14 protein-coding genes and 1 other annotated feature are annotated in these 12,874 nt (G+C 38.6%); all 14 genes read right to left on the bottom strand.

Annotated elements, in window-relative coordinates:
* Window positions 1-42 precede the first annotated feature (42 nt).
* The gene (gene secE / locus JOC73_RS09220) at window positions 43-282 is read right to left on the bottom strand and encodes a preprotein translocase subunit SecE (protein ID WP_243427916.1); all 240 of its coding nucleotides are present in this window, start codon (window positions 280-282) and stop codon (window positions 43-45) included.
* 12 nt (window positions 283-294) lie between these two features.
* Window positions 295-444, bottom strand: a complete 150-nt coding sequence (gene rpmG / locus JOC73_RS09225) for a 50S ribosomal protein L33 (protein WP_026478255.1) — start codon at window positions 442-444, stop codon at window positions 295-297.
* A 270-nt stretch (window positions 445-714) separates the two neighbouring features.
* Entirely contained in the window at window positions 715-1,908 is a 1,194-nt protein-coding gene (gene tuf / locus JOC73_RS09230; protein WP_204402376.1) for an elongation factor Tu, read from the bottom strand.
* A gap of 253 nt (window positions 1,909-2,161) precedes the next feature.
* On the bottom strand, window positions 2,162-2,797 hold the full coding sequence (gene sigH / locus JOC73_RS09235) for an RNA polymerase sporulation sigma factor SigH (RefSeq protein ID WP_408626924.1): 636 nt from the start codon (window positions 2,795-2,797) through the stop codon (window positions 2,162-2,164).
* A gap of 97 nt (window positions 2,798-2,894) precedes the next feature.
* Window positions 2,895-3,407: an NYN domain-containing protein gene (locus JOC73_RS09240; protein ID WP_204402381.1), complete on the bottom strand. Its 513-nt coding sequence runs from the start codon at window positions 3,405-3,407 to the stop codon at window positions 2,895-2,897.
* A gap of 26 nt (window positions 3,408-3,433) precedes the next feature.
* A complete protein-coding gene (gene rlmB, locus JOC73_RS09245) occupies window positions 3,434-4,174 on the bottom strand; it encodes a 23S rRNA (guanosine(2251)-2'-O)-methyltransferase RlmB (RefSeq protein WP_204402383.1) in 741 nt (246 codons plus the stop codon).
* 50 nt (window positions 4,175-4,224) lie between these two features.
* Window positions 4,225-5,007: an FAD-dependent thymidylate synthase gene (thyX, locus tag JOC73_RS09250; RefSeq protein ID WP_204402385.1), complete on the bottom strand. Its 783-nt coding sequence runs from the start codon at window positions 5,005-5,007 to the stop codon at window positions 4,225-4,227.
* Window positions 4,997-5,371 (bottom strand): hypothetical protein, encoded by a 375-nt coding sequence (locus JOC73_RS09255; protein ID WP_204402388.1) that lies wholly within the window; start codon window positions 5,369-5,371, stop codon window positions 4,997-4,999. The genes thyX and JOC73_RS09255 overlap by 11 nt, the downstream gene beginning before the upstream one ends.
* Window positions 5,361-5,843, bottom strand: a complete 483-nt coding sequence (locus JOC73_RS09260; RefSeq protein ID WP_204402390.1) for a Mini-ribonuclease 3 — start codon at window positions 5,841-5,843, stop codon at window positions 5,361-5,363. The genes JOC73_RS09255 and JOC73_RS09260 overlap by 11 nt, the downstream gene beginning before the upstream one ends.
* Before the next feature lie 268 nt (window positions 5,844-6,111).
* Entirely contained in the window at window positions 6,112-7,503 is a 1,392-nt protein-coding gene (cysS, locus tag JOC73_RS09265; protein WP_204402392.1) for a cysteine--tRNA ligase, read from the bottom strand.
* Window positions 7,490-8,167: a serine O-acetyltransferase gene (gene cysE / locus JOC73_RS09270; protein ID WP_204402395.1), complete on the bottom strand. Its 678-nt coding sequence runs from the start codon at window positions 8,165-8,167 to the stop codon at window positions 7,490-7,492. Before cysE ends, cysS begins: the two co-directional genes overlap by 14 nt.
* 56 nt (window positions 8,168-8,223) lie before the next feature.
* Window positions 8,224-8,440 (bottom strand) — a binding site (T-box leader).
* Window positions 8,441-8,444: 4 nt separating this feature from the next.
* Window positions 8,445-9,923, bottom strand: a complete 1,479-nt coding sequence (gene gltX, locus JOC73_RS09275) for a glutamate--tRNA ligase (protein ID WP_204402397.1) — start codon at window positions 9,921-9,923, stop codon at window positions 8,445-8,447.
* A gap of 203 nt (window positions 9,924-10,126) precedes the next feature.
* A complete protein-coding gene (locus JOC73_RS09280) occupies window positions 10,127-11,005 on the bottom strand; it encodes a DUF1002 domain-containing protein (protein ID WP_204402399.1) in 879 nt (292 codons plus the stop codon).
* Window positions 11,006-11,112: 107 nt separating this feature from the next.
* Window positions 11,113-12,822: a proline--tRNA ligase gene (locus tag JOC73_RS09285; RefSeq protein ID WP_204402402.1), complete on the bottom strand. Its 1,710-nt coding sequence runs from the start codon at window positions 12,820-12,822 to the stop codon at window positions 11,113-11,115.
* Between the last annotated feature and the right edge of the window lie 52 nt (window positions 12,823-12,874).

Consider the following 12,874-nt stretch of genomic DNA (forward strand, 5'->3'; position numbering starts at 1 on the left):
TATCTATTGATAGATTACTCTCCCTCCTTTGAACTTAGTTTGTTACTTTAGTATGAAACTTAAGCCGAAACCAAAAGCAGTATCAAATACCCATAACATAGCAGTGGCAACCGCAACAGCGCCAACAACTAATGCAGTATGGTTCTTTAGGTCTTTACGACTAGGCCAGTTAACCTTCTTAAGCTCAGATTTAACTCCCTTTAAATACTTGCTTGCGTTTCCTCTTTTTTCATTGTTAGTATTTGCATGGGTGCTCATTTCTAATTCACATCCTTTATACATTTTTAATACTAACTACTTCGTCTCCTTGTGGGATGTATGAGATTTGCAAAATTTGCAGTACTTCTTCATCTCAATACGGTCTGGATTATTTTTTTTGTTTTTAGTTGTATTGTAATTTCTTTGTTTGCATTCTGTACATGCTAATGTAATTTTAACTCGCACGGTTACACCTCCTATAAAGCCTTAGACGGTTTGTATTTATTATAGCACACAGGTAGCTTCCATTATATCGATAGTCACCTAATAAAATCTATCATACTTTGATTTTTATGTCAATAAAAAAATACAATTATCCTTGCTTGACTAATCTGACTGCTATTCATTAGCAATTAGAGCTAGTATACCACTTATTTAAACCAATTATTTGCTGTAGCAATTATTTTGAGGGACTAGGTTATCCCTAGCCCCCTCATATACAAGTTAAACTAGATACTACTCCATAATAGAAGCTACTACTCCAGCTCCTACTGTTCTACCGCCTTCACGAATCGCAAATCTTAATCCTTCTTCTGTTGCGATTGGGCTGATTAGTTCGATTTCCATTGTGATATTATCTCCTGGCATTACCATTTCTACTCCATCTGGTAACTTGATGCTTCCAGTTACGTCAGTTGTTCTGAAGTAGAACTGTGGTCTATATCCATCGAAGAATGGAGTATGTCTTCCACCTTCTTCTTTCTTTAGTACGTAAACCTCTGCCTTAAACTTTGTATGAGGATTAATTGAACCTGGCTTAGCTAATACTTGACCTCTTTCGATTTCTTGTCTTTGAATACCTCTTAATAGGATTCCAACGTTATCTCCCGCTTGAGCTTGATCAAGAAGCTTTCTGAACATTTCTACGCCTGTTACTACTAGCTTTCTCTTGGCTTCTGCTAATCCTACTAATTCTACTTCGTCTTGAACCTTTACGATTCCTCTTTCTACTCTTCCTGTAGCAACTGTTCCTCTACCTGTGATAGAGAATACGTCCTCTACTGGCATTAGGAATGGCTTATTTACGTCTCTTTCTGGCTCTGGGATGTACTCGTCGATGATCTCGAATAATTCAACAATCTTATCTCCCCATGGTCCATCTGGATCATTTAATGCTTGTAATGCTGATCCTCTTACGATTGGCGTATCATCTCCTGGGAATTCATACATGTTTAATAAGTCTCTTACTTCCATTTCTACTAACTCTAATAATTCTTCGTCATCTACCATATCGCACTTATTTAAGAATACTACGATATATGGTACCCCTACCTGTCTAGATAAAAGGATATGCTCTCTTGTTTGAGGCATTGGACCATCTGCCGCTGAACATACTAAGATAGCTCCGTCCATTTGTGCAGCTCCTGTGATCATGTTCTTTACATAGTCAGCATGGCCTGGGCAGTCTACGTGAGCGTAGTGTCTGTTGTTTGTTTCATACTCAACGTGAGCTGTAGAGATTGTGATACCTCTTTCTTTTTCTTCTGGAGCTTTATCGATTTGGTCGAATGCTACCGCATTACCAGTTCCAAATCTCTTGTTTAATGTGATTGTGATTGCAGCAGTTAAAGTTGTTTTACCGTGGTCTACGTGTCCAATTGTTCCAACGTTTACGTGGGGCTTATTTCTTTCAAATTTAGCTTTTGCCATTTTTTTCTCCTCCTTCAAGTAAGTAAACAGTTTAAAATACTAGATATTTCTTTTTTTAAAACCAGGATCAAGAACACGATACCGTGTGTTTCCACTTCCCAGTCTATTTAGAAAAACATTTATAAGGCCTTCCTTCAAAGGCCTTATACATTTAAAAAAACTATACTTTTCACTCTATCGTAGATATTTTACTATGTATCCTAGATAGTGTCAATACATATCTAATTTTTATTCATGTATAATTTATTTCCATCTATCCATTTCTAACTTCTAGATATCGTTCAAGTTTTCTCTTTACCCGTTGTAAGGCATTATCGATTGATTTCACGTGTCTGTTTAAATCACCCGCTATTTCCTGATATGATCTCCCCTGTAGGTACAGCATCAGAACTTTCCATTCCAGATCACTAAGTATTTCCCCAATTTTTCCTTCAATCTGCCCCAGTTCTTCCCTGCAAATAATGAGTTCTTCTGGATCAGTAATCTTATGCCCTGAAATTACGTCCAACAAAGTTCTATCTGATTCTTCATCATAGATAGGTTTGTTCAGAGACACATAGGAATTCAATGGTATATGCTTTTGCCTTGTGGCTGTTTTAATTGCTGTGATAATTTGTCTGGTAATACATAGTTCTGCAAAGGCTTTAAAAGATGATAGCTTGTCCGATCTAAAGTCACGGATTGCTTTATATAATCCAATCATACCCTCTTGTACAATATCCTCTCGATCAGCTCCAATCAAAAAATAGGATCGAGCCTTAGCCCTTACAAAGTTGCGATATTTTTTTATAATGATCTCTAAAGCAATAGGATCACCATTTTTAGCCTCTTCAACTATAATCTCATCTGGTACTTCAGTAGAACTTTCTATAATCTCTCTTTTGGCTATCCCTGCACCCACACACATCGCCTCCACCCTTTATAAAATGCCCAAAAACCATGAATATATTATAACCCAAAGAATTATGTAAAGTCAACATGGCATTTTACAGTTTTCGTCTGAATTTTTCAAGTTTTTCTAAAACACTGGAGTCTAGACGGTTGGATATTTCCTCTTTTTTTAAAGTATTTTCTCTAGTCTTTTTTCCCACCCGAGCCTTCATGTGTTCATAATCAGCGATGAGCTCCCTTACAGAGATTCTAGTAGCACCGCCTCCCAATACCATTTGTTGCTCTAACCAGTCATTTGTAGCTACCACAACACGATTTCTTTTTTCAATTAATCCGATTACTTTCCGCTCAATATACCCATCTGCTGTCTCTCTTTCTTTGGTAAAAACCACTTCAACACCTTTAATTTTCTCACTTTTACCCCTGCTCCTCCTAACAAGATGAGCGTCAAAAACAACAATAATTTTGACTGCCTTTAAAGATTGGTATTCCATCATTATCTCAATCAAAGCATTTCTAGCCTCGTCTAAATCTTGGTGACAAATTTCTCTTAAATACGGCCAAGCATTGATGACATTATACCCATCTATCAACAGATATTCCTTCAATTTCCTGTCCTCACCTTATTCACTAATCAACCTTGGGATCTCTGACGAAAAACTTCGTACATAAGGATAGCAGCAGCCACCGAGGCATTAAGGGAAGTTATTTTACCAACCATAGGTAGTTTCACTAAGAAATCACACTTTTCTTTTATTAATCTTGAAATGCCAGCTCCTTCACTACCAATTACTAAAGCAATAGCTCCTGTAAGATTCATAGCGTAGTGTTCTTTTTCTCCATCCATATCTGCCCCCGTTATCCATACACCCATCTTCTTTAATTTATCTATGGTTTGGGGTATATTGGAAACCTTTGCCACAGGCACATACTCTATTGCACCAGCTGACGTTTTAGCCACAACAGCTGTTAATCCTACCGCCCGTCTTTTGGGAATAATAATACCATCTACTCCTACAGCATCGGCAGTCCTCATGATGCTTCCTAAATTGTGGGGGTCCATAATTTCATCTAAAATTAGAATAAATGGGTCCTTCCCCTTCTTCTTCGCCTTCTCCATTATGTCTTCAACAGTACTGTATTCATGGGCAGCCACCATTGCAATTACCCCTTGATGGTTGTCGGATTCAGATATTTCATTAAGCTTTTGTCTATCCACCTGTTGTACTGGAATTTTCTTATCCTTAGCTAGGGCAATCACTTTTTTAATGGAGCCTTCTGCTGCTCCTTTAGCAACTAAGATTTTATCAATCTCCCTACCTGATTTTAATGCTTCTATAACGGGATTTCTCCCCTCTAACTTGTCGCTGGACATAGGGCCACTTCCTTTCTTTCTCCTTATTTTTCCCTAAAGATTAAAACTTACTATTCGCTACCGAGTTTTTGGAAATTCTCCCTAACTTCTTGTATTTTGCCACATGTCATGGCTCCCTCTGGACATTGACCCTTTATGCAATTAGGTCCACTATATTTGAAGACTGTAGGAGCCACCGCTTGAACCAATCTCAACATCTCAGTTGCTACAAATCTAATCTCCCATTGGGCACGATTGCAACATCGATGGTGGAAGAAGTTAAATAATGCCCTAGCATTCATCGTCACGACGATTTTTGTCTCACAAGCATTGGGAAGTACAAACCTTGCATCTTCTATTGCTTGCTTTTCAGCCAATGACTTTGCTTTTTTTTCCGAAGTACCATTCTCAATTAGACTTTTATAATGTTCTTCAAATAGAATATTTGCCAAATCATCATAGGCCTTTTGCAGTTGCTCCATTGTATCGATATACAACTGGTGTGCTTTAGGTAATTTCTTTATTTCCGGGGGAATAACATATTGAAATTGACCTTCCCTTACATATCTTTGACTTTTTTGGGAGTAACTAGACCCGATTCGGTGTCTAACTAATTGGTGGGTCAAGCTACGGGATACTCCTTCGATTCCAAAGGTAAAATTGATATGTTCAAAGGGAGATTCATGGCCTAATCTAGCCAACATATCAATGAAGTTAATCACATTCTCCTCCTGCAGGTTATCCATCAAACCTTGAATATTACTGCTGGAATAGCACAATTTTGCTGCTGCAGCCATGATTTTTTCAGGTTCTGGTGTATATGTAATCAAAGATACTTTACAGTTACTTTCCATCATTTACTCCCCCTTTTATTCTTATGTCCCTTACTGGAAATATTCTAAATATATAACTACGTACCTTTGCAGTATATTCCCCCTGCAACTCCTCCTCATGCCACTCACCCTTTTGGTCCTGGTATTTAATCTTCGTACTACCTTCTTCAGTGGTTTGTTTTACCGATACCACCTCATAGGTAAAGATTGTCGAATCCCAAATAAGGGCTCCTGTTTTTAGAGGTGCTGTTGACTGGGCATAGTCTTTGTATTTTAATAACTCCCCCTCCAGCCCCTTCACTGGATCAAGCCAGAGGGATTTGGATACTAAGAGGATTAACAATACAATAGATAACCAAATCATAGCTTTAGTCTTATGATTCATGATTACCACCATCCTCCTTGTTACTTATCAAATTTGCTGGAATCTCCCCATTGATGATTGCAATGCCTTTAGCCATGATCTCCATTAGTCTCTCAGTGCTTCCAGTATAAAATAAGTACCCCAAAAGTGCTTCAAAACCCGTGGCATAACGATAGTCTGTCAAGTCGGCATTTTTAGGTACAGTAGCAGATTTCTGATTTCTCCCCCGCTTCACTACGGTCCATTCAACCTCCGTCAATTCAGGCTCTAGAGTATGGACAATTTTTGCTTGGGCCTTTGCTTTAACGTATTTAGTTGCACTCTTATGAAGGGCATTTACCGACACATTTTTCTCCAGCACTAAATGATTTCTTACAAACACTTCAAAAACAGCATCCCCTACATATGCCAACACCAAGGGTGCCATCATCCTAGCTTCTTGTTCTGTTTTAATTTCTGTTGGTGTATTGATCTTATCTAAAAGTGATTCCATATCATACCTGCCTTTTTATAGTTTACCACTATTATATTTCATTTTAACACCCATATCAATCGACTATCCCTATTCAGTCCCTTAGTTTACTGAAACACTCATTTGGTCCTATGAGTAAGAAACACAGCCAATACAATGTATATCCTCCTTTTAACAGGTGAAGGAGACCACCTTTGGGCCTCCTGTATTCAGGTCATTCAAGTGTCATTGGAATAAACACAGCCTATTAGCCCTTGCCTGTTAATAAGCCAATAGCTTTAGAGTTCCACTACGACTTCTTCCACTTAACCCCTTGAGGAGTATCTTCTAAAATAATACCCCTCGCCTTAAGATCATCTCTAATCTCGTCCGCCAACTTAAAGTCACGGTCTTTTCTTGCCTGTTGACGTTTCTCGATCAAAGCTTCAATCTCTTCTTCTAATGAAGATTCTTCTTTTTTACCCAGCAGCCCTAACACCCCACTGAGCTCCACAAGTAGGTCATAGGCTTTTTGAAGAGCTTCTTTACTAGTATCTGCTGCAATATTTGAGTTGATGTATCTTACCATTTCAAATATGACTGATATACCGTCGGCTGTATTGAAGTCATCATCCATAGCTTCAATAAATTTTTCCCTATAGGTAGATAACTCATCCACCCAGCCTTCTCCATCCATCTTATCATCTTTTGCATTCTCCAATAAATGTGTAATGTTATTCTTTGCATTATATAATCTATCCAGACCATTTTTAGCCGCTTCTACTAAATCCTTACTAAAGTTTACTGGATTTCGGTAGTGGGCGGAGAACATAAAGAATCGGATTACTTCAAGATCATATTCTTGAGCTATTTCCCTTGGAGTAAAGAAGTTATTTAATGACTTTGACATTTTTTTATTGTCAACATTTAAGTATCCAACATGTACCCAATAGTTGGCGAAGGCTTTACCGCAAGCAGCCTCACTTTGGGCAATTTCATTTTCGTGATGAGGGAATACTAAATCTCCCCCTCCACCATGGATATCAATCGTTTCTCCAAGGTATTTTTTTACCATAGCAGAGCACTCAATATGCCATCCTGGTCTTCCATCTCCCCAAGGACTCCTCCAGCTAGGTTCCCCAGACTTAGCAGATTTCCAGAGGGCGAAATCCAGTGGGTTTTTCTTTGCTTCATTAACTTCAATCCTCGCCCCAGATTGTAAATCGTCAAGACTTTGCTTTGATAATTTTCCATATTCTTTGAAGGCCGCTACATTAAAGTATACGTCTCCGTCTACTGCATAGGCAAATCCTTTATCTTCTAACTCTTTGATGATATCTATGATCTCCTGCATATTTTCTGTCACCTTAGGGTGGATGTCAGCCTTTAGAATTCCCAAGCTTTCTGCATCCTTAAAATATGCTTCAATATATCTTTCGCTGATTTCCTGGGCCGATACCCCCTCAGCATTTGCCTTTTGGATAATCTTATCATCCACATCTGTAAAGTTCTGTACAAAACTTACCTCATAACCTCGATATTGAAAATATCTTCTCATGGCATCAAAGGTCATGAAAGTTCTTGCATTTCCTATGTGGAAATAGTTATATACCGTTGGACCGCAGGCATACATCTTTATTTTGCCTTCCTCTATAGGAATAAATTCTTCCTTCTTTCTTGTTAAGGTATTATATAGCTTCATCACCATTTCTCCTTTCTATTTCACTCAAGCGTTTTTCAAGCCCAAATAATTTTTTTCTTAGATTATGCATTTCGTCAAATACTGGGTCAGGCAACTTAGAGTGATCCAAATCAATCCCCTCATTAGCCGTTTGAACCTTTTTATTATCTTTTACGACAATTCTTCCCGGTACCCCCACTACTGTGCAGTTGTCGGGTACTTCCTTAAGAACCACCGAACCTGCCCCTATTCTGGAGTTATCTCCTACCCTAAAGGGCCCCAGTACCTTTGCCCCAGAGGATATTACTACATTATTGCCGATAGTAGGGTGTCGTTTTCCCTTTTCTTTACCTGTACCACCTAAGGTTGCCCCTTGGTATATGGTTACACAATCTCCAATAACTGTTGTCTCTCCTATTACTACCCCCGTACCGTGGTCTATAAATAATTTTCGACCAATGACAGCTCCAGGGTGGATTTCGATTCCCGTCAACCATCTAGCTATATTCGAAACAATTCTCGCCAACACCACCCACCCCAGTCTATATAATCCATGGGAAATTCGATGGAACATAATGGCGTGTAGGCCTGGGTAACACAATAGGACCTCAAGGGTGGTTTTAGCAGCTGGATCTCTTTCAAATATCGCCTGAATGTCTTCTTTAATCAGTTTAAAGAATTGCATTTCATCCTAAACCTCCTAAGATTTTTTAAATAAAAAACCCCACCTCTAGTAAATATACTAGAGACGGGGTCGATCCGCGGTTCCACTCTAATTGAATGATCTCTCATTCCTCTTGTAGTCGATAACGGGACTATCCGAATTGCTCTACTTTTAGTTCAAGCAATGGCTCCCAGGTGCATTTCCATTTACCTTTTTTCTAGAATCACTCTCAGCCTCTGATGATTCCTCTCTGGAAATAAGTATAAATGTACTTCTCCTGTTCTTAGCCTCTCATCTATTAAATCAAGTTAGTCTTTACATATTCTATGCGGGATAATAGATTTTGTTTACCCAGCACTTTAATTATTTTATTAATATCTGGTCCATGGGAGTTCCCGGTAATCGCCACACGAATAGGCTTAAATAATTGAGGTCCCTTGAAGCCTGTTTCCTTTTGAATCTCCTTTAAAGCCTTTTTGCCAAAGTCATCGTCAATCTCTTCCACGGCACTTACCTTAACTACAAAAGCATCTAATAAAACCGCCATATGTTCAAACTTTAAAATTTCAGCAGCTTCTTCATCCTCCGCTTTAATCTCTGTCTTAAAGAAGATTCCCACATGGTCTACGATTTCTGCAATATAAGATAGCTTTTCCTTTAATACAGATACCATTTCCTTTAACCATTGGTATTTTTCCTGGGCCTCAGCCTCCGTAATATATCCAGCTGCAATTAAATGTGGAATTGCTAAATCAGTAATTTTATCATCGGAGCTTTCTTTAATATAATGGGCATTTACCCAGTTTAATTTATTTACATCAAATACGCCACCACTTTTAGAAACTCTTTCTAGAGAAAATTTCTCTTCCAGTTCCTTCATGGAGAAAATTTCTTGATTATCCTCTGGACTCCATCCTACCAATGCAATGTAATTCACTAGCGCTTCTGGCAAATAACCTTTTTTCATAAAGTCTTCCACCGCAACGTCCCCTTGACGTTTACTGAGCTTCTTCTTGTCTGCATTTAAGATGTTTGGCAGGTGTACATATTGAGGGGCATTCCAACCAAAGGCTTGATATAAATATACATGCTTTGGCGTTGAAATTAACCACTCTTCTCCTCTAATAACGTGGGTAATTCCCATTGAGTTGTCATCAACTACAACTGCAAAATGATATGTAGGGAAACCATCTGATTTGATTAACACTTGATCATCCATATCGTTTGTATTTACAACTACTTTTCCCCTAACAATGTCATTGAATTCTATATCTGTATTGGCAGGTAGCTTTAATCTAATTACATAAGCCTCTCCTGCAGCTTTTTTAGCCTCCACTTCTTCTGCAGAAAGACCTTTACAATGTCCATCATACTTTGGCATTTCTCCTGCAGCTTTTTGAGCTTCTCTAATCTCATCTATTCTTTCCTTTGAACAAAAACAGTAATAGGCATGTCCGCTCTCTAATAATGTTTTAATCTTTTCTTGATAGATTTCTAGTCTATGGGATTGAACATAAGGACCATATTCACCAATTTCTACTGGTGCTCCATCCTTAATAACCACCCCTTCGTCATGATTAACGCCAGCCCACTCCATCGCCTGAAGCATTCCTTCGATGGCACCTTCTACAAAACGATTCTGATCAGTATCTTCTATTCTTAAAATATACTTTCCGTCATTCTTTCTTGCGTATAAATAATTATATAATGCTGTTCTTAAACTTCCTATATGTACAAAACCCGTTGGACTTGGGGCAAACCTTACCCTTACTGACATAATGAACCTCCTATACTTTACCATAATATTGTATTATCTATTATAACCTATTCCCCTACATCCTTCAAGCAGGTTATTTAGATTGTTCAAAACCTGTTATATTCGAGGAACAGGTTAAACCTGCTAACGTAGCCTATAGGTAATACGTGAAGGTACGGGATTGTAGCAGTGCCGCAAAAGATAATGGGTTTACAACAGGCTAACTATTTATTAGTTAGCATACCTAGTAAAGATTCAAAAAACTGTCGTATAGCATCTAGAATACGCTCCAAGATGCCTTTAACCTCTTCATTCTGCTGAGAAATTTCTCCGATCCTTTCACCTATGCCCTTTAACTGTTGTCTAATAACCTCCGTATTCAAATTTAGCTTTGTAATTTCCTGCATTAGCCTAGTAATTTCCTCTATTTGCTCCACATTCAAATTAATATCTAACCTACCAGCTATTTCGATGACAATTTTTTTAATTTCTTCTGGGTCTTTGATACCTCTATCAATGATTTCTTCCTTAATCTGTTTAATCAACAACGGGGCCTTTTCCCGTCCTATTTCCTCCCCTAGCTCTCCTGTTTTCACCATTTCTTCATTGGCAATTTTCTTCTGTTCTTCACTAATATTGGCGCCCCGCACCTCTTCAAATGCCTTTAAGATTCCTGTCAGAGCCGCTGTTCCCGAAACATTAAAGGGGGCCGCTGCAATAACCCTTGCATTGGTTACGCCTGCTGTCACCAAAGCGTTTTGATACATTTCAGCCGTCACCCAATTGATATTATAGGTCTCCACTTTGATCCCTTCACCTTTTTCCAAATCCTCCACATAGGCTGAAGAAATGGATCGACTACCGATTTGATTTTCTGCTGCTATTCCCTTTAGGTAATTCCGTTCTTCTTCATTGGTAACCACCAAGATCTTAACGTCCTTTTCTTCTACGCCAAAAATTTTTAGCATCTGTGACCGTTGATTCTGGTCTAAATCATTTCCTAGTGTGACGACTCTTTCCCCTTGTCCATAGACTAGACTACCAGCCATCAGTGTCAGCATGATTGATAATATGATTAGGCTCCTTTTTAGTCTAAACTTCATAAGTCTACCTCCATCCTATTTTCTTGTATTTTGCCACAGGGAAAAATTGTTATACATGTTTTAGTCCATAAAAAAGAAGCAACAACACTGCTGCTCCTTCTTTAATATTACTCCATCAACAATCTTTTGATTATGTCCAGTACTTCATTAGCACTAATATCCTCTGCTTGATCCTGATCTCGAAGTTTAAACTCTACTCTTCCTTCGGCTGCATTCTTTCCAACAACAACCCTAATAGGAATACCAATAAGGTCAGCATCGGTAAATTTAACCCCTGGTCTTTCCTTACGATCATCCAATAGAACCTCCACGCCAGCTCTACCTAGTTGATTGTATAATTCTTCCCCTAGACGATATTGTTCTTCCTTCGATGGATTAACTATGGTGATCACAACGTGATAAGGGGCTAAAGAAATCGGCCACTTAATTCCCGACTCATCATAATATTGCTCGATTACAGCCGCTAGTGTACGACTTACACCAATTCCATAGGATCCCATCCAAAAGAACTGATCTTTTCCGTTCTCATCCAAGAACTTAGCATTTAAACCTTCACTATATTTAGTTGCCAATTGGAATATATTACCTACTTCTATACCTCTTTCTAGAGTAAGTTTTTCATTACATTGAGGGCATAGATCCCCCTCTTCCACCATTAAAAGATCATCTATTACTTCTCCTGTAAAGTCTACACCATAATTTACATTCTTTAAGTGGAAGTCAGTTTCGTTAGCACCAACAATAAAATTAGTCATTTGTGTTACTCTTGAATCAACCAACACCCGTACTTTTTCCTTTAGACCAATGGGTCCAGCGAATCCTACTTCTGCACCAGTTACTTTGATGACTAACTCTTCCTTCGCCATTTCGATATCATGTTCGTTTACGCCTAGTATGTTGAGCGCTTTTGTGAGGTTTAACTCACGGTCTCCAGGGATACAGATGGCGATCACTTCCCCCTTTGCTTCCAACAATAAGGTTTTCACAAAACGGGAGCTACTAATATTGAAGAAGGATACTAATTCTTCCACCTTCTTTACACCTGGAGTGTGAACCTTTTCCTTCTGTAATGGCTTTTCATCATTTTTCTTTAGATTATAATTACTTACAGCCTTTTCGTCGGTGGCAGCATAGTCACAACTAGGACAGTAGGCAATCACACTTTCTCCATTTTCACATAAAGCCATGAACTCGTGGGAATCACTATCCCCCATTGCTCCTGCATCCCCTTGAACAACCCTATATTTTAACTTGCATCTATCAAATACCTTTTCATATGCTTTCCACATTTCTTGGTATGACTCTTTCATACCTTCTTCATTTCGATCAAAACTGTAGGCATCCTTCATCAAAAATTCCCTTGATCGAATTAATCCAAAACGGGGTCTTCTTTCATCCCTGTACTTGGTTTGAATTTGATATAGATTTAATGGCAATTGTTTATAGGATTTCAATTCATTCTTAACAACATCGGTGAAGATTTCTTCATGGGTTGGTCCTAAGCAAAACTCTCGATTATGACGATCATTCAGACGGAACATTTCTGGCCCAAAGGCTGCCCATCGTCCAGTCTCTTCCCATAATTCCTTTGGTTGCAGAGCTGACATCAGTACTTCCTGTGCTCCTGCCAAATCCATTTCTTCCCTTACGATATTTTCAACCTTCCTTAGTACTCGATATCCTAAAGGAAGATAGGAGTATACTCCCGATACTAGTTTCCGAATCATCCCTGCCCTAAGCAACAACCTATGGCTTGGCAACTCAGTTTCCGTTGGATCTTGTCTTAGGGTTGGCATATATAGTTTTGACATTTTCATTGTTAATCTCTCCTTACTAATTTAAAATATTAAGATGGGGGCTTTTCAACAG

The sequence above is a fragment of the Alkaliphilus hydrothermalis genome, assembly GCF_016908555.1.
GTDB lineage: Bacteria > Bacillota > Clostridia > Peptostreptococcales > Natronincolaceae > Alkaliphilus > Alkaliphilus hydrothermalis.